The organism is Flavobacterium sp. U410 (assembly GCF_053570605.1).
Map to the genome: position 1 here is coordinate 1 of NZ_JBSEFI010000025.1, position 22550 is coordinate 22550.

General features: G+C 34.7%; 24 protein-coding genes. 13 read left to right on the plus strand and 11 right to left on the minus strand.

Annotated elements, in window-relative coordinates:
• Positions 1 to 36 precede the first annotated feature (36 nt).
• The 3 genes from mazG to def all read right to left on the minus strand — a co-directional run bounded on the left by mazG (position 37) and on the right by def (position 2030).
• The gene (gene mazG, locus ACUSJC_RS14570) at positions 37 to 816 is read right to left on the minus strand and encodes a nucleoside triphosphate pyrophosphohydrolase (protein ID WP_449270293.1); all 780 of its coding nucleotides are present in this window, start codon (positions 814 to 816) and stop codon (positions 37 to 39) included.
• A gap of 84 nt (positions 817 to 900) precedes the next feature.
• Positions 901 to 1332: a DUF5606 family protein gene (locus ACUSJC_RS14575; RefSeq protein ID WP_449270294.1), complete on the minus strand. Its 432-nt coding sequence runs from the start codon at positions 1330 to 1332 to the stop codon at positions 901 to 903.
• A gap of 110 nt (positions 1333 to 1442) precedes the next feature.
• The gene (gene def / locus ACUSJC_RS14580; protein WP_449270342.1) at positions 1443 to 2030 is read right to left on the minus strand and encodes a peptide deformylase; all 588 of its coding nucleotides are present in this window, start codon (positions 2028 to 2030) and stop codon (positions 1443 to 1445) included.
• A gap of 202 nt (positions 2031 to 2232) precedes the next feature.
• On the opposite strand from def, the gene ACUSJC_RS14585 reads away from it, so the two are divergent.
• Genes ACUSJC_RS14585 through argH form a run of 8 tightly spaced genes read left to right on the plus strand, consistent with a single transcriptional unit; the run spans position 2233 to position 10399 of the window.
• Positions 2233 to 2910 (plus strand): GNAT family N-acetyltransferase, encoded by a 678-nt coding sequence (locus tag ACUSJC_RS14585; protein WP_449270343.1) that lies wholly within the window; start codon positions 2233 to 2235, stop codon positions 2908 to 2910.
• A 22-nt stretch (positions 2911 to 2932) separates the two neighbouring features.
• Positions 2933 to 4141, plus strand: a complete 1209-nt coding sequence (locus ACUSJC_RS14590) for an argininosuccinate synthase (RefSeq protein ID WP_449270295.1) — start codon at positions 2933 to 2935, stop codon at positions 4139 to 4141.
• A 1-nt stretch (position 4142) separates the two neighbouring features.
• On the plus strand, positions 4143 to 5102 hold the full coding sequence (gene argC, locus ACUSJC_RS14595; RefSeq protein WP_449270296.1) for an N-acetyl-gamma-glutamyl-phosphate reductase: 960 nt from the start codon (positions 4143 to 4145) through the stop codon (positions 5100 to 5102).
• An 11-nt stretch (positions 5103 to 5113) separates the two neighbouring features.
• Positions 5114 to 6250 (plus strand): aspartate aminotransferase family protein, encoded by a 1137-nt coding sequence (locus ACUSJC_RS14600; RefSeq protein WP_449270297.1) that lies wholly within the window; start codon positions 5114 to 5116, stop codon positions 6248 to 6250.
• Positions 6251 to 6278: 28 nt separating this feature from the next.
• On the plus strand, positions 6279 to 7229 hold the full coding sequence (locus tag ACUSJC_RS14605; RefSeq protein ID WP_449270298.1) for an N-acetylornithine carbamoyltransferase: 951 nt from the start codon (positions 6279 to 6281) through the stop codon (positions 7227 to 7229).
• Complete coding sequence (argB, locus tag ACUSJC_RS14610) at positions 7226 to 8035, plus strand: acetylglutamate kinase (protein ID WP_449270299.1); 810 nt, start codon at positions 7226 to 7228, stop codon at positions 8033 to 8035. The genes ACUSJC_RS14605 and argB overlap by 4 nt, the downstream gene beginning before the upstream one ends.
• Positions 8001 to 9086 (plus strand): M20 family metallo-hydrolase, encoded by a 1086-nt coding sequence (locus ACUSJC_RS14615; RefSeq protein ID WP_449270300.1) that lies wholly within the window; start codon positions 8001 to 8003, stop codon positions 9084 to 9086. The genes argB and ACUSJC_RS14615 overlap by 35 nt, the downstream gene beginning before the upstream one ends.
• A gap of 2 nt (positions 9087 to 9088) precedes the next feature.
• The gene (argH, locus tag ACUSJC_RS14620; RefSeq protein WP_449270301.1) at positions 9089 to 10399 is read left to right on the plus strand and encodes an argininosuccinate lyase; all 1311 of its coding nucleotides are present in this window, start codon (positions 9089 to 9091) and stop codon (positions 10397 to 10399) included.
• Between the two features lie 2 nt (positions 10400 to 10401).
• On the opposite strand, the gene ACUSJC_RS14625 is transcribed toward argH, so the two are convergent.
• From ACUSJC_RS14625 to ACUSJC_RS14635, 3 genes are all read right to left on the minus strand, one after another.
• Positions 10402 to 10881: an Lrp/AsnC family transcriptional regulator gene (locus ACUSJC_RS14625; protein WP_449270302.1), complete on the minus strand. Its 480-nt coding sequence runs from the start codon at positions 10879 to 10881 to the stop codon at positions 10402 to 10404.
• 61 nt (positions 10882 to 10942) lie between these two features.
• Entirely contained in the window at positions 10943 to 11356 is a 414-nt protein-coding gene (gene ruvX / locus ACUSJC_RS14630) for a Holliday junction resolvase RuvX (RefSeq protein ID WP_449270303.1), read from the minus strand.
• 59 nt (positions 11357 to 11415) lie between these two features.
• Positions 11416 to 12897 carry a malate:quinone oxidoreductase gene (locus ACUSJC_RS14635; RefSeq protein ID WP_449270304.1) on the minus strand — a complete coding sequence of 494 codons (1482 nt, stop codon included), beginning with the start codon at positions 12895 to 12897 and terminating at the stop codon, positions 11416 to 11418.
• 234 nt (positions 12898 to 13131) lie between these two features.
• Here ACUSJC_RS14635 and ACUSJC_RS14640 point away from each other — a divergent pair, with 234 nt between their 5' ends.
• Entirely contained in the window at positions 13132 to 13947 is an 816-nt protein-coding gene (locus ACUSJC_RS14640) for a 2,3,4,5-tetrahydropyridine-2,6-dicarboxylate N-succinyltransferase (RefSeq protein WP_449270305.1), read from the plus strand.
• Positions 13948 to 13980: 33 nt separating this feature from the next.
• Here ACUSJC_RS14640 and ACUSJC_RS14645 read toward each other — a convergent pair whose 3' ends face one another.
• Complete coding sequence (locus tag ACUSJC_RS14645) at positions 13981 to 14787, minus strand: siderophore-interacting protein (protein ID WP_449270306.1); 807 nt, start codon at positions 14785 to 14787, stop codon at positions 13981 to 13983.
• Between the two features lie 98 nt (positions 14788 to 14885).
• Here ACUSJC_RS14645 and ACUSJC_RS14650 point away from each other — a divergent pair, with 98 nt between their 5' ends.
• Together ACUSJC_RS14650 and ACUSJC_RS14655 are read left to right on the plus strand one after the other, a co-directional pair.
• Positions 14886 to 15731: a helix-turn-helix domain-containing protein gene (locus ACUSJC_RS14650; RefSeq protein WP_449270307.1), complete on the plus strand. Its 846-nt coding sequence runs from the start codon at positions 14886 to 14888 to the stop codon at positions 15729 to 15731.
• Between the two features lie 84 nt (positions 15732 to 15815).
• Positions 15816 to 16283, plus strand: a complete 468-nt coding sequence (locus tag ACUSJC_RS14655) for a DinB family protein (RefSeq protein ID WP_449270308.1) — start codon at positions 15816 to 15818, stop codon at positions 16281 to 16283.
• A 43-nt stretch (positions 16284 to 16326) separates the two neighbouring features.
• Here the strand turns inward: ACUSJC_RS14655 and ACUSJC_RS14660 are convergent, their stop codons facing one another.
• The gene (locus ACUSJC_RS14660) at positions 16327 to 17124 is read right to left on the minus strand and encodes a siderophore-interacting protein (RefSeq protein WP_449270309.1); all 798 of its coding nucleotides are present in this window, start codon (positions 17122 to 17124) and stop codon (positions 16327 to 16329) included.
• A gap of 102 nt (positions 17125 to 17226) precedes the next feature.
• Here ACUSJC_RS14660 and ACUSJC_RS14665 point away from each other — a divergent pair, with 102 nt between their 5' ends.
• Complete coding sequence (locus tag ACUSJC_RS14665) at positions 17227 to 18066, plus strand: helix-turn-helix domain-containing protein (protein WP_449270310.1); 840 nt, start codon at positions 17227 to 17229, stop codon at positions 18064 to 18066.
• Between the two features lie 2 nt (positions 18067 to 18068).
• On the opposite strand, the gene ACUSJC_RS14670 is transcribed toward ACUSJC_RS14665, so the two are convergent.
• The 3 genes from ACUSJC_RS14670 to ACUSJC_RS14680 all read right to left on the minus strand — a co-directional run bounded on the left by ACUSJC_RS14670 (position 18069) and on the right by ACUSJC_RS14680 (position 21326).
• Positions 18069 to 18920 carry a hypothetical protein gene (locus tag ACUSJC_RS14670; protein WP_449270311.1) on the minus strand — a complete coding sequence of 284 codons (852 nt, stop codon included), beginning with the start codon at positions 18918 to 18920 and terminating at the stop codon, positions 18069 to 18071.
• Between the two features lies 1 nt (position 18921).
• A complete protein-coding gene (locus ACUSJC_RS14675; RefSeq protein WP_449270312.1) occupies positions 18922 to 19743 on the minus strand; it encodes a HipA family kinase in 822 nt (273 codons plus the stop codon).
• 119 nt (positions 19744 to 19862) lie between these two features.
• Positions 19863 to 21326, minus strand: coding sequence for an aminoacyl-histidine dipeptidase (locus tag ACUSJC_RS14680; protein ID WP_449270313.1), 1464 nt, complete (start codon positions 21324 to 21326; stop codon positions 19863 to 19865).
• Positions 21327 to 21487: 161 nt separating this feature from the next.
• Between ACUSJC_RS14680 and ACUSJC_RS14685 the strand changes: the two genes are divergently transcribed.
• Entirely contained in the window at positions 21488 to 22546 is a 1059-nt protein-coding gene (locus ACUSJC_RS14685; protein WP_449270314.1) for a DUF3810 domain-containing protein, read from the plus strand.
• Positions 22547 to 22550 lie beyond the last annotated feature (4 nt).

Genomic DNA, 22550 nt, shown 5'->3' on the forward strand with positions numbered 1-22550 from the left:
TTTGAGTTATTTGAAAATCAGAGATTTTCTAATTCCTTATTTTGGTAAGCGCTTCGCTTCTTCCCAAAATACATCCATTTCAGCTAAGGTCATATCAGCTAAAGGTTTTCCTAGTTCCGCTGCTTTGCCTTCTAAATATTGAAAACGCTTGATGAATTTTTTATTGGTTCGTTCCAAAGCATCTTCGGGATTCACTTTTAAAAATCGGGCATAATTAATCATCGAAAACAAGACATCTCCAAACTCGGCTTCTATTTTATCTTGATTGCCTTCTTTAACCTCATCTTGCAATTCTTGTAACTCTTCCTGAACTTTATCCCAAACTTGATGTGACTCTTCCCAATCAAATCCCACTCCTTTCACTTTGTCTTGAATGCGACTGGCTTTTACCAATGCCGGTAAACTTTTGGGCACACCTTCTAAAACCGATTTTTTACCTTCTTTAAGTTTAATTTTTTCCCAGTTTTGTTTTACTTGTTCTTCATCTTCAGCCACTACATCTCCATAAATATGTGGATGACGAACGATTAGTTTATCGCAAATAGCATTGGCTACATCTGCAATATCAAAATCATTAGTTTCACTACCAATTTTGGCATAAAAAACAATGTGTAACAACAAATCGCCCAACTCTTTTTTGACTTCTTCTAAATCATTATCCAAAATAGCATCACCTAACTCATAGGTCTCTTCAATAGTCAAATGACGTAAACTTTGCAGGGTTTGCTTTTTATCCCATGGACACTTCGCCCGCAAATCGTTCATAATATCAAGTAATCGATTAAAGGCATCAAGTTGTTGTTGGCGGGTGTTCATCTTTTTCTCATTTTTATTTTAGACGTATAAAAATAAAAAATCCTACGGGTTTAGCGTAGGATTTCATTTTATATTTTTCAGCAATTATTCTGCTGCTTTTTCTTCTTCTTGGTTTTCCGGTTCTGTTAAAGCTTCAACAGTTACAAAACCTTTTGGTTGAAGAATATTGTACCAATTTAAAATTTTCTTGATGTCAGAAGTATATACTCTGTCTTCATCAAACTCTGGTAAAACTTCTCTGAAATATTCTCTTAAACTAGCTTCGCTCTCTTTGTGCGACATTGCTGGTCCATCATTTTCTTTAGTTGCAATAGCTTTGAAAACTTCGCTCAAACGAATTTCTTCAGTATAGGTGTAAACTGCAATTTCAGAAAGTAAACTAACGTTACTTCTCATCCCTACAGTTATTTTTTTACCGTCTAACAATGACTCAGCTACAAAACCTGTACGAGTTTGTAATTTTAATTCATATAATCCTGGTTTTCCAGATATAGCTAATATTCTTTGAACGCTCATAATCTTATTTTTAATTAAGGATGGCAAATATATATTTTTAAAGTAAAAAGTACAAAGTAAAAAATTAAATTATATTAACTAATCACTAATTCCTAAAGACTGTTTACTAATTATTTTCCTTTCTTGTTGGCAAATTTCATTTTATAATCAGGACGAGCTTTACCTTCCATGATATTCATTAATTTTTTTCCAATTAATTTTTTCTTAAGTGAAGATAAATGATCTGTAAATAAAATTCCTTCAATATGATCATATTCGTGTTGAATCACACGAGCAATCAATCCATCATATACCTCTGTTTTCTTATTGAAATCCTCATCATAATATTCAATAGTAATTTTCTCATGACGAAAAACATCTTCTCTAACATCCGGGATACTCAAACATCCTTCATTAAATCCCCAAACACCTCCCTCTTCTTTTAAAATTTGCGCATTGATAAAGGTTTTTTTGAACCCTTTCAATTGACTCGCTTCTTCTTTAGAAACATCATCTCCTTCTGCAAATGGTTCTGTATCGATAACAAACAAACGAATTGCTAAACCAACCTGTGGTGCCGCCAAACCAACACCGTGTGCATGATACATGGTTTCATACATATTAGCAATTGTTTCTTTTAAATTAGGATAATCTTTTGAAATATTCTCGCCTACTTTACGTAAAACAGGCTCTCCGTATCCATAAACTGGTAAAATCATGTTCATTTTTATTTTTCAGTTGCAAAATTACACAATTAAATTATATGTTTTTATAGATTTTTCACCCCTAAAACAAATAAATTATCCTAAATATTATGTTTAAAAAAATATTTTATCTAAATTAATATTTAATCAAGTTATTCTATCCTTAATTATATATTTAAAATAAATTTTGTATCTATATTTGTCCCCATATTTGGATTTGAACTCTATGGTATTTAAAATTGAACAAGCTTCTGAAAAGCACATACAATATGCAGAAGCTATTTGTAACGAAATGGAAGCCTCAGCAAAAGTGAGAGGCACCGGCATTGCAAAACGTTCACCTGAATATTTAGAAAAGAAAATGTTACAGGGAAACGCCATTATTGCACTTACCGAAAACGGTGATTGGGCAGGTTTTTGTTATATCGAAACATGGAGCCATGAAAAATTTGTGGCTAATTCAGGACTTATTGTATCCCCCGAATACCGCCAGTTTGGTTTAGCGAAAAAAATTAAACAAGCTGTTTTTAATCTTTCCAGAACCAAATACCCGAATTCAAAAATCTTTGGTTTAACCACCGGATTAGCAGTTATGAAAATTAACAGCGATTTAGGTTACGAACCTGTGCCTTATTCTGAACTGACTCAAGATGAAGATTTTTGGAAAGGTTGTACTTCATGCGTGAATTTCGAAATACTAAAGAGTAAAGAACGAAAAAACTGCATGTGTACTGCCATGCTTTGGGATCCTGTAGAAAAGGAAAAAGAAAAACGCTTAAAAATCGAGCAAAAATCAAAAGCTAAAGAACGTCTGAAAAACATGAAAAAGAAGCATTCTTTGCTAAAGATTTTAACCGTAAAATTTAGAAACAAAGGAATAGGATTATTTTTTTAACAATTGAAAATCAAAATTTAAAATGAAAAAAAAGGTAGTATTAGCATTTAGCGGAGGATTAGACACTTCCTTTTGTGCTATTTATTTAACCAAAACTTTAGGGTACGAAGTTCACGCTGTAACTGTAAACACCGGTGGTTTTTCAGATGAGGAAATCCAACAAATCGAAACTCGTGCATTGGCTTTGGGTGTTGATTCTTACCATTGTGTAGATGCTGTAAAAAGTTACTATGACAGTTGTATTAAATATTTGGTTTTTGGTAATGTTTTAAAAAACAACACCTATCCGTTATCGGTTAGTGCCGAAAGAACTATTCAGGCGACAAGTATTGCTAATTATGCATTGCAAATTAATGCCGATGCTGTAGCACACGGAAGTACCGGAGCAGGGAATGATCAAGTACGTTTTGACGTGATCTTTTCGGTAATTTGTCCGCAAATTGAAATCATTACACCTATTCGTGATTTAAAATTATCACGTGAAGCCGAAATTGAATTCTTAAAAGAAAATGGTGTGGAAATGAATTTCGAAAAGGCCTTATATTCTATCAATAAAGGACTTTGGGGAACTTCCGTTGGCGGGAAAGAAACATTGACTTCTCACGAATATTTACCGGAAGATGCTTTTCCTTCTCCATTAGAAAAAACAGAAGCTGAAAAAATCAGTTTGACTTTCAGACAAGGAGAATTAGTAGGCATTAACGGATTTGAATTCCCTCATCCATCAGAAGCTATTCAACATTTAGAAAAAATAGCCGCTCCGTTTGCTATTGGTCGCGATATTCACGTGGGCGATACGATTATCGGAATTAAAGGTCGTGTAGGCTTTGAAGCGGCTTCAGCTTTAATCACATTAAAAGCACATCATTTATTAGAAAAACATACGCTTTCTAAATTTCAATTGAGTATGAAAGCACAATTATCAGAATGGTATGGCAGTTGGTTACACGAAGGATTATTCCTTGATCCTGCCATGCGCGATATTGAAGCTTTTTTAGAAAGTTCGCAAAAAATGGTGAGCGGAACTGTTTTCGTAACGCTTTTACCGTACCGATTTATCTTAAACGGAATTGAGTCAGAACACGATTTAATGGCTTCTAAATTTGGTAGCTATGGCGAAATGAACAATGCTTGGACCGGAGAAGACGTGAAAGGGTTTTCCAAAATCGTAAGTAACTCACTTTCCATTTATTACCAAGTAAACAAAGAAGCAAAACCTTTAGAAATCTAATATGGTTACAGTTGGAATTATAGGCGCAGCCGGCTATACGGGCGGAGAATTGATTCGATTATTACAAATTCATCCGAAAACGAAATTGCAATTTGCTTTGAGTCGTACCTATAGCGGAAAACCGGTTTCAGACATTCACACGGATTTATGGGGTGAAACCGATTTAAAATTCACAGATGCTGTTGAAAAAACAGATGTGCTTTTTTTGTGTTTACCGCATAAAGAAAGTAAAACTTGGTTGCAAGAAAATAAATTGGATACCAACACCAAGATTATCGATTTAGGAAATGATTTCCGTTTGGAAGGCACTTTTGAATCGGGCGAATTTGTGTATGGTTTACCGGAATTTCAAAAAGAAGCCATTCAAAAAGCACAATATATTGCTAATCCGGGTTGTTTTGCCACTGCCATTCAGTTGGCGCTATTACCATTGGCTCAAAAAAATGTGTTGAATGAAGTCTATACTACCGGAATTACAGGTTCAACCGGAGCGGGACAATCGCTTTCGCCTACTTCGCATTTTAGTTGGAGAGCCAATAATATTTCGGCTTATAAAACCTTAACGCATCAACATTTGGGCGAAATTAAAAAAACGCTAAATAGCTATAACAACGAAGTGAGCATTCAGTTTGTGCCTTGGCGTGGCGATTTTACTCGTGGAATTTACACGAGTTCAACGATTAAAACAACTTTGAGTTTAGACGAATTATATGCTTTATACGAATCATTTTATGCGGATGCCGCTTTTGTTACGGTGTCTAAAAAGATGATTGATTTAAAACAAGTAGTAAATACGAATAAAGCCTTGGCACACATCGAAAAACAAGACGATTTTATTGTAGTGCACTCGGCAATAGATAATTTATTAAAAGGTGCTTCCGGACAAGCGATTCAAAACATGAATTTGATGATGGGTTGGGAAGAAAACACCGGATTACAACTTAAAGCAAACGCTTTTTAAATTTTTGAACAATGAAATTATTTGATGTTTATCCGTTATTTGATGTAACACCTGTAAAAGCTTCAGGAAGCTATCTTTGGGACGAAAACGGAACAAAATATTTAGATTTATATGGTGGTCACGCTGTTATCTCAGTAGGACATTCACATCCTCATTATGTAAAAAGAATCACCGAACAATTGCAAAACATCGGTTTTTATTCGAATTCGGTTCAAATCCCGATTCAAAACCAATTGGCTGAAAAATTAGGACAATTGAGCGGTTACGAAGCATACCATTTCTTCATGTGTAATTCGGGTGCAGAAGCCAATGAAAATGCGTTAAAACTAGCTTCTTTCCACACCGGAAGAAAAAAAGTAATTTACTTTTCAAAAGCTTTTCACGGAAGAACTTCGGCTGTTGTTGCCGCAACGGATAATCCAAGTATTGTGGCTCCGGTAAACGAATCGGATAATTTCATTTTACTGCCATTCAATGATGAAAACGCTTTAGCAGAAGCTTTTCAACAACATGAAATTGCAGCAGTAATTATCGAAGGTATTCAAGGTGTGGGTGGCGTTCAAATTCCGACTACAGCTTTTATGCAAAAAATAAGAACACTTTGTACCGATTTTGGTGCTGTTTTTATTTGCGACGAAATCCAATCAGGTTACGGAAGAACCGGAAAATTCTTCGCACATCAATTTGCAAATGCCACACCCGATGTGATTACAGTTGCCAAAGGAATGGGCAACGGTTTCCCCGTTGGTGGCGTGTTAATTGCTCCTTCAATACAAGCAAAATACGGCATGTTAGGTACAACTTTCGGCGGAAATTATTTGGCTTGTGCCGCTTCTTTGGCGGTTTTAGAAATCATGGAAGATGAAAATTTAATTGAAAATGCTGCTAAAATAGGTGATTATTTGGTTGCCCAATTAAAAGACAACAGCGCCATTCAAGAAATTCGTTACCAAGGATTAATGATTGGCATCGAATTAAAATCGCCTTGTGCTCCTATTCGTAAAAAACTTTTAGACGAATACAAAATGTTGACCGGAAATGCTTCGAACCCAAATACGCTTCGTATTCTTCCAGCTTTGAATATCAGTAAAACAGAAATTGACGAGTTTGTTACGGCTTTTGAAGCACTAACAGCTGTTAACGCATAATTTTAAAAACAATTTATAACCATAAAAAATGAAACAATTTATTTCAGTTAAGGATATAACCAATTTAGACGAATTGGTAAAAGAAGCCTTAGCTTTAAAAGAAAATCCATTCGCATTTGAAACTTTAGGCAAAGGAAAAACTATAGGTTTAGTCTTTTTAAACTCAAGTTTGCGTACGAGGATGAGTTCGCAAAAAGCGGCTCAAAACTTGGGAATGGAGGTTATGGTTTTAAATGCCGGTCAAGATGCTTGGAATTGGGAATTTGAAGAAGGAGCTATCATGAACGGCACAACGGTAGAACACATTAAAGATGCGGCTCGTGTTTTAAGCGAATATTGCGATATCATTGGCATTCGTTGTTTTGCCGGATTGAAAAATAAAGAAGAAGACGTTCAGGAAAAAACCTTGAGCTTGTTCATGAAATACGCTACTGTTCCGGTAGTTTCGTTAGAATCTGCGACTTTACATCCGTTACAAAGTTTAGCCGATTGTATTACGATTACCGAACATCTAGTAGCAAAACCGAAACCGAAAGTTGTATTGACTTGGGCTCCACATATTAAATCGATTCCGCATGCTGTTGCTAATTCTTTTAGCGAATGGATGCAGGCAAGCGATGTAGATTTTGTTATTACACATCCAAAAGGATATGAATTAGACGAGAAATACACTCAAAATGCAGTAGTAACTACCAATCAGGAAGAAGCCTTGAAAGATGCCGACTTCGTTTACGTGAAAAACTGGTCTTCTTTTACTGATTACGGACAAGTGCTTCCTACGGAAGAAGATTGGATGTTAACCCCTGAAAAATTAGAGGTTACCAATAGTGCAAAAATTATGCATTGCCTTCCGGTAAGACGAAATGTTGAAGTAAGTGATGCTGTTTTGGATAGCGAAAATTCATTAATTTATGAACAAGCCAAAAACAGAATCTATTCGGCACAAGTTGTCTTCAAGAAAATTTTGGAACAATTATGAATACAAAACAAATTAACATCATAAAAATAGGCGGAAATGTCATTGACAATCCGGGTACTTTAGCCCAATTCCTGATCGATTTTGCTCAGGTAAAAGGGCTAAAAATCTTGGTACACGGAGGTGGAAAATTGGCTACAAAAATGACTGAAAGTTTACATATTCCGCAACAAATGATTGACGGAAAACGCATTACTGATGCCGAAACCTTAAAAATTGCAACCATGGTGTATGCCGGTTACATCAATAAAAATATGGTTACCCAATTGCAAAAATCGGGTTGTAATGCAATCGGATTATCGGGTGCTGATGGAAATGCAATTCAAACCGTTAAACGCCCCGCTGAACCGATCGATTTCGGTTTCGTAGGTGACATGACCGAAAAAAGTATCAACACGGAATTCATCGAAATCCTTTTAAATAATTCGCTTGTCCCCGTTTTCTGTGCAATAACTCACAATGCAAATGGACAGTTATTAAACACCAATGCCGATACTATTGCACAATCATTAGCGGTTTCACTTTCTGAAAAATATGATGTAAATTTGATTTACTCTTTCGAAAAAAAAGGCGTTTTAACGAATATTGAGGATGACAATTCTTTTATTCCGGAAATCAATTATGACTATTTTTTGGAACTCAAAGAAAAAGGAATCATCAACAAAGGTATGTTGCCTAAATTACAAAATGCTTTTACCGCTATTGAAAAAGGAGTCAGGAATGTATTTATAATTAAAGAAGATGCGATACTTTCGCTCTTAAATAAAAACTCGTATGAAGGTACTCGAATTACAAACGGAACAACATAATATTTTATATCAAAACGCTTTAGATTTACTAAAAAAATTAATTGCTACGCAATCGTTCAGCAAAGAAGAAGATCAAACCGCTTTGTTGATTGAAGATTTTTTTAAACAACACCAAATTCCATATCACAGAGAACAAAATAACATTTGGGCTTACAACAAATTTTACAATGAAAGTAAGCCTACCATTTTGTTGAATTCGCACCACGATACTGTAAAACCAAATAAAAGCTATACTTTAAATCCGTTTGAACCTATTGAAAAAGACGGAAAACTATTCGGATTAGGCAGTAATGATGCCGGAGGCGCCTTGGTTTCACTATTGGCTACTTTTGTCTATTTCTACGATAAAGAAAACCTCAACTATAATTTAGTGATGACCGCTACTGCTGAAGAAGAGATTTCCGGAGTTAACGGTGTCGAGTCTATTTATTCCAAATTAGGCGATATCGAATTTGCGATTGTAGGTGAACCAACGGAAATGCATTTGGCCATTGCCGAAAAAGGATTATTGGTTTTAGATTGTTTAGCCAAAGGAACGCCTTCGCACGCGGCTCATCCGAATAATGATAATGCTTTACTAAATGCTGTAGACGATATTTTGTGGTTCAGATCGTATTCGTTTCCTAAAAAATCGGAATTATTAGGCGAAGTAAAAATGACCGTTACCGTGATTCATGCCGGCGAACAGCACAATGTAGTTCCCGACAAATGTCAGTTTACCGTTGACGTTCGCACTACAGAAAACTATTCGAATACAGAAGTTTACGAAATCATACAACAACACGTAAAAAGTGAAGTTACACCAAGGTCGTTGCGATTAAATTCGTCTTCAATTCCTATGGAACATCCGTTTGTTCAAGCCGGAATTGCTTATGGGCGAAAAACATACGGCTCTCCTACTTCATCCGATCAAGCGGTAATTCCTTGTGCTTCTTTAAAAATGGGACCAGGATTATCGACACGTTCGCATAGTGCTGACGAATACATTTTTTTGGACGAAATTAAAGACGGAATATCCATTTACATCAACGTACTTTCTAAAATTTTATAACAATGGGAAATAAAATTTGGCAAAAAAAATCAACGGAAAACTTAGATCATGCTGCCATTATCGAAAAATTTACCGTAGGTAACGATACCGATTTTGATATGCTATTGGCTGAATTTGACGTTTTAGGTTCATTAGCACATACTAAAATGCTCAACAGCATCGGGTTGATTTCAGATGAAGAATGGATTATTCTAGAAAAAGAACTCAACACCATTCTAGGCGAAATTGAATTGGGTAAATTTCAAATAGAAGAAGGAATTGAAGATATTCATTCGCAAATAGAATTTATGCTGACACAACGCATTGGCGAAATCGGGAAAAAAATCCACAGTGGCCGTTCGAGAAATGATCAGGTTTTAACCGATTTAAAATTGTTTTTAAAGCACGAATTAGGAGAAGTTGCCCAACTTACCACCGACTTATTCGAACAATTGATTGCGTTGGGCGACCAATATAAAAAAGTACTTTTACCTGGTTATACGCATTTGCAAATTGCTATGCCATCGTCTTTTGGTTTATGGTTTAGTGCTTACGCCGAAGCTTTAACCGATGATATGGAATTTTTAGTTGCTGCTTATAATGTGACCAATAAAAATCCGTTGGGTTCCGGTGCCGGTTATGGTTCGTCTTTTCCGCTAAATCGAAAAATGACAACTGAATTACTCAACTTTGCTGATTTGAATTACAATGTGGTTTATGCGCAAATGACACGCGGAAAATCGGAAAAAGCAGTTGCAATGGCGTTATCTAGTATTGCGGCTACGTTGAGTAAATTTTCGTATGACGTTTGTTTGTATATGAATCAAAATTTTGGTTTTTTATCCTTTCCTGATTCGTTAACCACCGGAAGCAGCATAATGCCACACAAGAAAAATCCGGATGTATTTGAATTGATTCGCGCAAAATGCAACCGAATTCAAGCCATTCCAAACGAATTAGCACTTTTAACCAATAATTTACCTTCAGGTTACCATAGAGACTGGCAATTAACCAAAGAATGCTTATTTCCTGGAATTGAAGCCTTAAAAGATTGTTTGTCGATTTGTAAATTCATGCTGAATCACATCATCATTAAAGACAATATTTTGGATGACGAAAAATACAAATACTTGTTTAGTGTTGAAAACGTAAACCAAGAAGTTTTAAACGGCATGTCGTTTAGAGAAGCTTATAAAAAAATTGGTTTGGAAATTGAAAATAACACGTACGAGCCAATAACTAATTTAAATCACACACACGAAGGCAGCATAGGCAATCTATGCTTAAGTGAAATTAAATCGGCCTTCTATGCTGTGAGGAGTAAAGTTGTTTAATATTATTTATCGGCTTTAGGAATTTTAAACATCGTTTCTTTCTTAATCTCATTTAGGACAATGCTGCTATGATATTGTCCTATATTGGGAATATTGGACACTACATTAACTACAAAGTTGTTGTAACTGGAAATATCTGTTGAAACGATTTTCAACATATAATCATACGTTCCCGACAAACTAATTAGTTCTTGAATTTCCGGAATTGATTTTGCTGTGTTTTCAAAATCCATTAATGCCTGCTTGGATTGTTCCTTTAGTGTAACATTACAATACACGACAATTTCCAAGCCTACTTTCATGCGGTCTATGAGTGCCACATATTTTTGTACAATCCCTTTTCGTTCCAGATTTTTGATCCGTTCGTAAGTTGGAGTAAATGAGAGTCCAATTTGTTCTCCTATTTCTTTTACTGGTAGGGTTGAATCATTTTGCAGTATTTCTAAGATATGTAAATCTTTAGAATCTAATATTTCTTTCATTAACATTTAATTTAAAAATACCAAGTTAAAAAGATTATTTATTTAAAAAAAATATAATTTATTAACTTTTCATCTTTAAATAATCCTGTAACAAGATAACTGCTGAGATTTCATCTATCAATCCCTTATTTTGTCTTTGCTTTTTTTTCAATCCGCTATCAATCATGGTTTGAAAAGCCATCTTAGAAGTAAAACGTTCATCTACCTGAACAATAGTTGTTTGTGGGAATTCAGACTTAAATTTAATCAAAAATTTCGCTATAGCTTCAGCATTTTGAGAAGGTGTTCCATCCATTTGTTTAGGTTCTCCAATGATTACGGTTTCTACTTTTTCTTTTTGAAAATATTCTTTTAAAAAAGGAAAAATAGTCTCTGTAGCAACTGTTGTTAATCCGGATGCTATGATTTGCAATTCATCGGTTACTGCTATTCCTGTTCTTTTGGTACCGTAGTCTAATGCTAAAATTCTAGCCATCGTTAATTCGTTCGTTTTAAGTATCTAATATAGAAAACAAAAGTGGGAAAATCCCACTTTTAAGCTTCTAATTTTAATATTTCTGAAGTCATGCTTCTTACCTTTTCAAAAAGCGCTGTTTCTTTATTGAGCGATTGTCCATAAGAAGGAATCATCTCTTTAATTTTAGTTTGCCAAACTGCTGTTGCCATTTGCTCTGAAAAACATTTATTCAATAATTCAAGCATAATAGCTACTGTTGTAGATGCTCCCGGAGAAGCTCCTAATAAAGCGGCAATGGAACAATCGGCTGCGCTTACGATTTCTGTACCAAACTGAAGGATTCCTTTTCCATTCGAATCTTTCTTAATGATTTGTACACGAACGCCTGCTTCTTGTAACATCCAATCTTTTCCGTCAGCTTTAGGAAAATATTCTTTTAAAGCTTTTACTCGATCTTCTTGTGATTGCGTTACTTGCCCAATTAAATATTTTGTCAAAGGAATGTTTTTCATCCCTGCTCCTAACATTGGTGAAATATTACTTCCGTTAATTGATTTGAATAAATCAGTATAGGAACCTGTTTTCAAGAATTTAGTCGTAAATCCGGCATAAGGACCGAATAACAACTCTTGTTTTCCGTCGATCATACGCGTATCTAAATGCGGAACTGACATTGGCGGAGCACCAACTGCTGCTTTTCCATAAACTTTGGCATGATGTTTTTTAATCACTTCCGGATTAGTACAACGCAACCATTGACCGCTTACAGGGAAACCTCCAAAACCTTTTCCTTCGGCAATATTAGATTTTTCTAATAAAGGTAAAGCTCCTCCTCCAGCGCCTAAAAAGACAAATTTTGCAGTTATTTTTCGTTTTTTACCGGTTGCTAAGTCTTTAACTTCAACTGTCCAGCTACCGTCTTTATTTTTGTCTAAATTTAAAACCTCATGTTTCATGTGCATAGTAACACCTTCCTGAGTTTTTAAATACTGAAACAAACTACGTGTTAAATTCCCAAAGTTCACATCTGTTCCTCTGTTTATGTAGGTTGCCGCTACAGCTTCATCGGCTTTACGACCTTCCATCACTAAAGGAATCCATTGGTTTAATTCTTCGTGAGAAGTTGAAAATTTCATTCCTTTGAAAAGATTATTTTCAGTTAACTGCAGATGTCTTTGTTTTAAAAAAGCAACATTTTTTTCACCAAAAACAAAGCTAACGTGTGGAATGGTTCTAATGAAATTTTCGGGAGATTCTATTAAATTCTTTTTAACTAAATAAGCCCAAAATTGACGAGAAACTTCGAATTGTTCAGCAATTTTAACAGCCTTGGTTGTATCTACAGTTCCATCGCTTTTTTCTGGTGTGTAATTTAATTCACAAAAAGCAGAGTGACCTGTTCCGGCATTGTTCCAAGCATCTGAACTTTCGATTGATGCGGTTTCTAATTTTTCAAAAATTTCAATCGTAGTATTAGGCTCTAATTCTTTTAAAAATGTCCCCAATGTAGCACTCATGATACCAGAACCCACCAGTACTACATCTGCATCTATATTCATGTTAATTATGATTTAAAGGATTTCTACTGCAAATATATTAGTTAGTTATTGAAAAATTATAACCTTTTCTCAAAAATCGATTAAAATAATGCAACATTTTTTAAATTTATCCAAAACAGCCACAGGCAATCTAAGCCATTCAATCATCAATTCTTTATTTTTTTCACAAAATAGACTTATAAAGCAAAATTTTATCTATAAAAAAGATTATATCTTTGCACAAAAATTAAAATAATGCAAGCGATACAGACTATTATAGAACAAGCTTGGGAAGATCGTTCCCTTTTACAAGAAGAAACTACACAAAAAGCGATTCGGGAAGTTATTGAACTACTTGATAACGGAAAACTAAGAGTTGCCGAACCTACAGAAAATGGCTGGCAAGTTAATGAATGGGTTAAAAAAGCTGTAGTAATGTATTTTCCGATTCAAAAAATGGACACTTGGGAAGCCGGTATTTTTGAATATCACGATAAAATGGAACTGAAACGCAATTATGCTGAAAAAGGCGTTCGTGTTGTTCCTCCGGCTACAGCTCGTTACGGTTCTTATATTTCATCCGGTGTTATCTTGATGCCAAGTTATGTAAATATCGGTGCTTATGTAGATGCCGGAACTATGGTCGATACTTGGGCTACAGTAGGAAGTTGCGCTCAGATAGGCAAAGATGTTCACTTGAGTGGCGGAGTTGGGATCGGCGGTGTATTAGAGCCTTTACAAGCTGCTCCAGTAATTATTGAAGACGGTGCTTTCTTAGGATCAAGAAGTATTGTTGTAGAAGGTGTTAAAGTGGAAAAAGAAGCCGTTTTGGGTGCTAATGTTGTACTGACTGCTTCCACTAAAATTATTGACGTTACCGGCGATGAACCTGTTGAATACAAAGGAGTAGTTCCGGCGCGTTCAGTTGTCATTCCGGGAAGCTATACTAAAAAATTTGCCGCAGGCGAATACCAAGTTCCTTGTGCTTTAATCATTGGTAAAAGAAAACCTTCTACTGATTTAAAAACATCATTGAACGATGCGTTAAGAGAATATAACGTAGCGGTTTAAAAACATAAAGAATCCCTCTCTCGAGGGATTTTTTTATTTTTGTCTGATTAACTTTCTTTCAGCTGAGGAAGCATCTTCGGAAACGCCATATTTCCAATAGGCATGAACCTGCCAATTTTTACGTTCTAATAACGTTTTTCCCCGTAAAAAAGATTGTATTTGGTTCGCAAATCCATGCTCACAAGCTGCAAAAACAAAATCTCCTTCTCGAAATTCAATTTTCTTTATTGTCTTTACCAAACTTGAGCGTAACCCCGGATGGTTATCTTCTATCCAATTGATTTTAACATTTTCAGGTTTTTTCAGATCTAACATATCGCTCTCATCAAAAACTTCTAAAAAAACTTCTCCTTCAGCCTCATTGAGCAATGTTTCTAAAATCACGCTTATAACAGGTAATGCAGTATGATCTCCTAATAAAAAGTAACGATTTGCTTCGGTATATAATGATTTATTTTTAACCTTCATCATTACACCTATAGCATCTCCTTTTTTAGCATGTATTGCCCAATAAGAAGCCGGGCCTTCATCACTATGAGCTACAAAATCAATAACCATTTCTTCTTTTTCTAAATCTAAAGCTCTTAAAGTATAAGTTCTGACATGAAAGTTTTCTTTTAATTTTTCTTTTTGTTTTAAATCCAGTACATCAAATATTTTATTTTGCTCTTTAGGTATAGCCAACTTATTGTTATCTCCTACCTTAGCATTTTTAAAATTGGCAATGTCTTTACCTGTTAAAATAATTCTAATACAATGAGGAGAAATTAAAAGGCTTCTTTTAACATATAAAACCCCCCTCATCATTTCATTTGGTTTTTTTTCTGATACATTCGTCATAATAGCAAAATTTATATTGCAAAATTAGTTTGTCAGTCTCTAAAAAATTGGTATATTACATCTTTTTATCGGTATATTTACACCACATCCTCGCCATTATGCAAGAAAAAGATTTCGAACCTATAACTATAACGTTTTCGGAATACTCCGCAAATGATACTATTGTTCGGAATAATAGAAAATTTTTTTTAATTTATATTCTTTCAGGAAGAGGCATTTTTACCAAACAAAATACACCAATCATTTTTTCTTCAGGAAGTTTATTTTTCATTACTCCTTTTGAAAACTTTTCCGTTCGCCCTACTGAAATGACACGATTTTATTCTGTAAGCTTTACAGACTCTTTTAGAAACGAACTTAGAGAATTAGTTCTCAACTCTAAAGGCAGATCGGTAAACTTGTCTAAAGCCGTGTCACCTCTTAATAAGAAAATAACTTTTTCAGAAAAAGATGAACCTTTAGTATATAAAATTTTTGAATTCTTAAAAGCTATTTATGAAGAGCCTAATAGAAATGAAGATTTGTTTTTTTATCCTATTCTTACTTTAATTTCTATTATAGAACGGAATACACCCAATCCGCACATTAACACTCAAATACGGGAAAAAAAGGACATTAATGATATTTTAGCCCATATTCATAAAAACATAGAAAGACCAGAATTCGTCAGGATACAGTATATCGCTCAAAAATTCAATTACAGCGCTAATCAAATGGGACGTTTTTTTCTAAAAAAAATGAATGTTACGCTGAAAAAATATGTTGATCAATACCGGATTGATTTGATTAAGGAAAAAATAGAAAATGAAGATTTGACTTTTTCTGAAATCTCCCATCAATTTGGCTTTACAGATGAAAGTCATTTTACTAAAGTTTTTAAAAGACATTTTGGATTAAACCCTACCGAATTCCGGAGAATTTTTGTTGAAAACAAAAGTAAATAAGCTTTTCTTCTTAAATAATTTGATTAAAAGCGACAACATAAACTAATTATAAATTCTATAACTTATCAAAAATAACTTTTTTCTATGACACCAACCGAACTCATTCTTATCAATTTCCATGAAATCCGTAGAAAAAGCATCAAACTTTGGAACAATCTTCCTGAAAGCCATTACCATTGGAAACCCGATGCAGAAGCAATGAGTGCCATACAGATGATCAGGCATGTATTAGAAGCCGATTACGGGTGGAACATCATCATCAACCGAGGCGACATGAGCAACTACAAAACACCTTGGGAAAACCGACCTTTTATCAGTGTTGCCGATGAAATTCAATTTGCCGAATCATATCGTCAAGAGTTTTTAAAAAGTGTCCAAAACTTCTCTGAAAAGGATTTGAGTGAAATTGAAATCATTCATCCCGGAAATGGCGAAAAGAAAAACTTAGGTCAATATTTACTACGAATTGGCTATCATGAAGCTGTTCACGCCGGGCAATTTCTATCCTATTTAAGAACTATGGAAATAGATCGTCCTCAAATTTGGGATTAAAATAACGCTATAAAAAAACAAAATCCCTCAATCGAGGGATTTTTTAGGCTCTTACTTCTCTTCTATCCGTTGCCGAAGCGTCTTCCGAAGCGCCAAATTTCCAATACGCATAAACCTGCCAATCTTTGCGTTCTAAAACCGCTTGTTCTCGTAAATGCGATTGCATTTGGTTCGCAAATCCGTGTTCACAAGCTGCAAAAACAAAATCTTTAGTTGCCAAATTCAATTGGCTCAACTTCGTAAACAAAGATGACTGTTGCCCGGGTTTACTATTCAATAACCAATTCACTTTGATTCCTTTTGGTGCTTCTAAATCCAAGATATCACTTTCGTCAAAAACCTCTAAAAAAACTTCTCCTTTGGCTTCAGTCGGTAATTTTTCCAGCATAACACTCACTACCGGAAGCGCCGTGTGATCGCCAAACAGAAAATAACGATTGGCTTCCTCCGGAAACAACGCTTTGTTTTTCACTTTCATCATCACGCCCAACTTATCGCCTACTTCGGACTTAATTGCCCACGATGACGCCGGACCTTCATCACCATGCGCTACAAAATCAACTACCATTTCGCCTTGTTCTAAATCTAAAGCACGTAACGTATAGGTACGAATATAGAAGTTTTCTTTTGCCGTTTCTCTTTGTTGTAAACTCGCCGAATTCAATACCACGTCTTTCGACTTAGGAATCGCAATTTTATTGTTATCGCCCACATTTGCGTCTTTGAAATTAGCAATTTCGTCACCGGTTAACACAATTCGGATATAGTGAGGCGTTACATATTTTTTCTCTTTTAACGTTAGAACTCCCAACATAATTTCAGGTATTTCTCTTCTAATCATAACTTTATCTTTTATATTACTACCACAAAATTAGTGTGATTCTACAATTTATTTTCGGTACTTTTCTATTATTTATTGGTATTTTTCTATTAATTTTAAATCATGAAAGAAAAAGATTTTGAGGCTATTCGTATTGTACAACAAAATTGTCCTTTAGGACAGTTGAAAACTTTTTCCAACAAGAAATACAACCTTATTTTTGTACGCAACGGAAGTGGTATTTTTACCAAATATCAAACACCCAATTCGTTTTCGAATGGCGATTTGTTTTTTGTACCGCCTTTTGAAGATTTTTCGATGGAAATACTCGAAGATACTACCTATTATCATTTAATGATTACCGATTTATTTCGGTTAGAATTGCGCGAATTGGTTTTGAGTTCCAAAGGAAAAGGCGTGGGTTTAGCCAAAGCGCGTTCGCCTTTGAACCGAAAAATTACCTTTGATGCCAAAGATGAAATCTTAATCACCCGACTGTTTGAATATTTGACGCTTTTGTATGACGAACCTAATAAAAATGAGGACTTGTTTTATTATCCGGTACTTAATTTGGTTTCCATTATTGAGCGTAACACGCCTAACCCACACACGCAAAAAAACACCCGATTAAAGAAAAACATCAACAGTATTGTAACGCATATTCACAAGAACATCAGGCATCCCGAAATGCTCAAAGTGGACTACATGGCGCATAAATTTAACCTCAGCATCAACCAATTGACGCGTTTTTTTAAAAAGGAAATGAATACCGAATTGAAAAAATACACGAACCAATGCCGCATGCAATTGATTGTGGAAAAAGTACAACGAGAAGACATTACGTTCTCGGAAATTGCGCACGAGTTTGGTTTTACCGACGAAAGCTATTTTACCAAAGTGTTTAAAAAACAACACAACCAAAGCCCTACGGAGTATCGGAAAACGTTTTTGGAGAGGAAATAAAATTAGTCCTTATCAACAAAATAAGGTCTTACATTATGCTCTTTAATATACTCCTCAACAATTCCAATTTCATCAACATCAACAAACTCTAAAAAATCTGAATCTCTAATATGTTCCCACAACAAATGATTTTTATCAATATTTTTTTGAGGTTCTCTTCCTAAAACATAATATTTACCTCTATTTATTCCCTCTAATTCAATAGCTTTTGTCAAGGAAACAAACCTCGTTACATCATTCTCTAAATAATAATGTTTTTTTTCAAAATCAAATGTTTGACCTGCTACAGGTATTCCATTAATCCCTATAAAATCTATTTCAATAGGTGCAAATAAATTTTCAAAATCATCCGATGTCAATGACAACTCTAAATTAACTTTATTTTCGATTTTTGGAAATAAATTCTGTTTCACTTTATGATGTATATCCAAACTAACAATTTCTTGAATTTCTTCTGAATATTTAAAAATATATTTTTCAAAAACTCTTCTAAAATTATCACTATTTAATTCTACATCTATAACTTTTGGTGATGAAAATTGAATAATGTTATTTGAATATCTTGAAAGATAGCTTAAATAACCTTCACTTACCCAATTACCTTTAAAGTCTTTATTTTCAAAAAGTCTATTTGAGTTATCGTTATTATACAAAAACTCATTTTCAATTGACTTTAAATAATTTTTAACGACATGAAATTTTTCATTATTGATAATACTCTTAAAAGCATTCAATTTTTCTTGCGAATATTTGAATTTATGTTCAAAACCATTAGACATAAGAACTCCTATACTAATTCTTTCATTAAGAGTAGTATTTAAGGTTACATATAAAATAGAATAAATTGTTTTCATTTTAGTTTACAATAAAAGATTGTACAAATTCTCTAAAGTTGACTACACACTGAGATTTCCACTCATCGGAAAAAAGATCTTTAATAATCCTTTGTCTAATTTGTTCCCTATCAATGGTCCAAGATTCAGGAACTAAATCTAATATTTCATCTAATTTATTTTGACATTCTTCGGTACAAAGGTAGAAATTTTCAACCAAGTTATCCACAATTTGTGTTAATTTACGATTCTTTCCAAACAATATCTTTGCTAAATCTGTCTTTATAATTGTATCGTCTTCTGTTAAATCTGCTATTCCGTAATCTAAAAAACTAGAATTAAAAATATTTACATGGTCAATAGCATAGAAAAAAAATAATTTTTCTGGTGACACATACAATAGTAAATTAAAATTATTAAAATTTCTATCTTCATTTGCTAACCAAATATCAAATAAAGCAATCTTTAAAAAATCTTCTTTATCAGAAAGTTTATTTCTAAACGATTTTTCTTTAAATAAAGAAAAAATGGAATGATCAATCTCTTTAGAATCTTCCATATATAAAGATCCAAAACATTCTTTTTCAAACCATGCTAATTGCAAATTAGGATATTTATCAACTGGTATATGCTCTTCCTTTACCTTTACAAGAGTTGTTTCTGGAGTTTTTATACCCCATAATCTTGCAAACTCAGAAGCTATAAGTTCATTAAACAAATATTTAGGAAATCTATCATATTTACAAACCCAATCTCTAAAATCTTCACAAGTAACAAGTAATGGACTACTACCTTGTGTATCAAAAACCTTATGAATATCCTCAATTGTATGAAGTACTTGCATATTTATTACTTATATAAGACAAATATACTAAATTTAGTACTTTTTGAAACAAACAAAAAACTCCCAAGCATAACTTGGGAGTTTTTTATTCTCTATTTTCTATACTCTATTCTCTCAAATTACTTACTCGGAATATTCTTTAAAATTTCCAACACAAATTTCCAATATTTTTGTGCAGAGGAAATACTTGCTCTTTCTTCCGGGCTGTGTGCGCCTTTAATCGTTGGTCCAAAAGAAATCATATCCATTCCCGGGTAGTTTTGCCCTAAAATACCACATTCTAATCCGGCATGGCACGCCACTACATTCGACTGCGTTCCGTTTTGTTTTTCGTAAAGTTCGGTCAACAAATCTAAAATCTCCGATTTCGGGTTCGGAGTCCAACCCGGGTAACTTCCCGAAAACGTTACCTCGCAACCCATTAATTCAAACGCCGAACGCAACGCATTGGCCAAATCAAACTTAGAGGTTTCCACAGAAGAACGCGTTAAACATTCCACTTTCAAGTTTCCACCGCCTACCGTTACTTTCGCAATATTGTTAGACGTTTCTACCAATCCTTCAAAATCAGCACTCATGCGATACACGCCATTGTGCGCGGTGTACAACGCTCGCACCAAATAAAACTGCGCCATAGAAGGCAACACTTTCGCCGGAACTTGGTCTAATTTTTCAATGATTACCTGTAAATTAGGTTCGGTTGTTTTGAACTCCGCTTTGATTTCGTTCACAATTTCTTGCATGTCAAACTCAAACGCTTCGTCATACATTTCGGCAATAACTACCTCAGCCACACTTTCACGCGGAATGGCATTGCGCAAACTTCCTCCGTTGATCGTTGCAATTTGTAAACCAAAATCCTCATAACCGTTATACAACAAACGATTCATAATTTTATTAGCGTTTCCTAAACCTTCGTGTATTTGCATTCCCGAATGTCCTCCGGTCAAGCCTTTTACGGTAATTCTGTAGCCCACTGAACCTTCCGGAGCGTTTTCTTCGTCATATTCGGCAACAGCCGTAACATCTACTCCACCGGCACATCCGATGTCGATTTCGTCGTCCTCTTCGGTATCTAAATTCAATAAAATTTGTCCTTCTAGCAAACCGCCTTTTAAGCCCATTGCTCCGGTCATTCCGGTTTCTTCGTCAATGGTAAACAACGCTTCAATCGCAGGATGCGGAATATCCGTACTTTCTAAAATCGCCATGATGGTTGCTACACCCAAACCGTTGTCGGCACCTAAAGTTGTTCCTTTGGCACGAACCCAGTCACCATCCACATACATTTCGATTCCTTGATTGTCAAAATCAAAAACTGTATCGTCATTTTTTTGGTGCACCATATCCAAATGCGATTGCATGATAATGATTTTTCGGTTTTCCATTCCTGCCGTAGCCGGCTTTTTGATGATGACGTTTCCGACTTCATCTTTGATGGTTTCTAATCCTAATTTTTGACCGAAATCCATCATAAACGCAATTACTCGCTCCTCTTTTTTAGACGGACGCGGTACTGCATTTAAGTCGGCAAATTTATTCCAAAGTGCTTTTGGCTCTAAGTTTCTAACTTCTTGACTCATTTCTTTTGTCGTTTTATTATTTGTGTGTTTGGTTTCTCAATGACTTCAACAATTGTTAGTACTGTTGAATCTTTGTTTTCTTTAAAAACAGCCACAAAGTTACAAAGTATATTTCCTTTCAAATTAATTTTCTAAGTATATTTACATTTAAATTGAACATCTTGAACCGAAAATATATTCTTCCTGTTTTACTGGTTATCCAAATTATCCTTGTCAAAACACTAGGCTTTTTTCCCGAGTTTATTGAAAAGGCATACAGCAAAGGATTGTATCCCAAAATTGCGGGATTGAGTCGAACTGTTTTGGGCTGGATTCCGTTTTCCGTAGGCGATATTATGTATATGCTGCTTATTGTGCTGTTGCTACGTTGGATTTGGTTACACAAAACCGGATTTTTTAAGCATTGGAAAAGCAACGGATTAAGCGTTTTGAGTTGGCTTTCTGTTTTTTATTTCTTTTTTCATTTGTTATGGGGCATGAATTATTACCGCGTTCCAATTGCTCAAAAACTGAAGTTGGAAAAAGAATATTCTATAGAAGAATTAGAAGCTTTTACGTCCAAAATGATAACCAAAACCAATGCTTTGCAATTGCAATTGGCACAAAACGATACACTGGCAGTTGTGGTTCCTTACACCGATGACGAACTATTTGATCTGGCTCAAAAAGGATATGAAAAGTTACCGGCTTCCCTTCAGGATTATGCGTATGAAACGAAAAGTATAAAACCTTCGCTTTGGCGTTTGCCATTGAGCTATATGGGATTTGGCGGCTATTTGAATCCGTTTACCAATGAAGCTCAGGTCAACACATTGAAGCCTAAATTTGCGACGCCGTTTACTACTTGTCACGAAATGGCGCACCAAACCGGAATTGGCAGCGAAAGCGAATGTAATTTTATCGGTTACATCACCGCGATACAAAATCCGGATTTGTATTTTCAATATTCCGCATATAGTTTTACAACACGTTACTGTTTGGGTCATTTGGAACGAATGCAGGAAGGAAAAAGCAAACAATACTTTGACCGACTCAACAAAGGTGTTATCAAAAACTTTGAAGAACACGAAGCGTTTTGGAACAGTTATCACACGCCTATTGATACGTTTTTTGAATTTTTCTATGACAATTTTTTAAAAGCGAACCAACAGCAAGATGGTATTTCAAGTTATAGCAAGTTTGTGGGATTGGCGATTAATTATGATGTAGCAACAGAGTAACAAT

Bases quoted from the DNA above. Each gene is read 5' to 3' on its own strand.
- mazG (WP_449270293.1), bottom strand. From the start codon at position 816: ATGAACACCCGCCAACAACAACTTGATGCCTTTAATCGATTACTTGAT.
- ACUSJC_RS14575 (WP_449270294.1), bottom strand. From the start codon at position 1,332: ATGAGCGTTCAAAGAATATTAGCTATATCTGGAAAACCAGGATTATAT.
- def (WP_449270342.1), bottom strand. From the start codon at position 2,030: ATGATTTTACCAGTTTATGGATACGGAGAGCCTGTTTTACGTAAAGTA.
- ACUSJC_RS14590 (WP_449270295.1), top strand. From the start codon at position 2,933: ATGAAAAAAAAGGTAGTATTAGCATTTAGCGGAGGATTAGACACTTCC.
- argC (WP_449270296.1), top strand. From the start codon at position 4,143: ATGGTTACAGTTGGAATTATAGGCGCAGCCGGCTATACGGGCGGAGAA.
- ACUSJC_RS14600 (WP_449270297.1), top strand. From the start codon at position 5,114: ATGAAATTATTTGATGTTTATCCGTTATTTGATGTAACACCTGTAAAA.
- ACUSJC_RS14605 (WP_449270298.1), top strand. From the start codon at position 6,279: ATGAAACAATTTATTTCAGTTAAGGATATAACCAATTTAGACGAATTG.
- argB (WP_449270299.1), top strand. From the start codon at position 7,226: ATGAATACAAAACAAATTAACATCATAAAAATAGGCGGAAATGTCATT.
- ACUSJC_RS14615 (WP_449270300.1), top strand. From the start codon at position 8,001: ATGAAGGTACTCGAATTACAAACGGAACAACATAATATTTTATATCAA.
- argH (WP_449270301.1), top strand. From the start codon at position 9,089: ATGGGAAATAAAATTTGGCAAAAAAAATCAACGGAAAACTTAGATCAT.
- ACUSJC_RS14625 (WP_449270302.1), bottom strand. From the start codon at position 10,881: ATGAAAGAAATATTAGATTCTAAAGATTTACATATCTTAGAAATACTG.
- ruvX (WP_449270303.1), bottom strand. From the start codon at position 11,356: ATGGCTAGAATTTTAGCATTAGACTACGGTACCAAAAGAACAGGAATA.
- ACUSJC_RS14635 (WP_449270304.1), bottom strand. From the start codon at position 12,897: ATGAATATAGATGCAGATGTAGTACTGGTGGGTTCTGGTATCATGAGT.
- ACUSJC_RS14640 (WP_449270305.1), top strand. From the start codon at position 13,132: ATGCAAGCGATACAGACTATTATAGAACAAGCTTGGGAAGATCGTTCC.
- ACUSJC_RS14645 (WP_449270306.1), bottom strand. From the start codon at position 14,787: ATGACGAATGTATCAGAAAAAAAACCAAATGAAATGATGAGGGGGGTT.
- ACUSJC_RS14650 (WP_449270307.1), top strand. From the start codon at position 14,886: ATGCAAGAAAAAGATTTCGAACCTATAACTATAACGTTTTCGGAATAC.
- ACUSJC_RS14655 (WP_449270308.1), top strand. From the start codon at position 15,816: ATGACACCAACCGAACTCATTCTTATCAATTTCCATGAAATCCGTAGA.
- ACUSJC_RS14660 (WP_449270309.1), bottom strand. From the start codon at position 17,124: ATGATTAGAAGAGAAATACCTGAAATTATGTTGGGAGTTCTAACGTTA.
- ACUSJC_RS14665 (WP_449270310.1), top strand. From the start codon at position 17,227: ATGAAAGAAAAAGATTTTGAGGCTATTCGTATTGTACAACAAAATTGT.
- ACUSJC_RS14670 (WP_449270311.1), bottom strand. From the start codon at position 18,920: ATGAAAACAATTTATTCTATTTTATATGTAACCTTAAATACTACTCTT.
- ACUSJC_RS14675 (WP_449270312.1), bottom strand. From the start codon at position 19,743: ATGCAAGTACTTCATACAATTGAGGATATTCATAAGGTTTTTGATACA.
- ACUSJC_RS14680 (WP_449270313.1), bottom strand. From the start codon at position 21,326: ATGAGTCAAGAAGTTAGAAACTTAGAGCCAAAAGCACTTTGGAATAAA.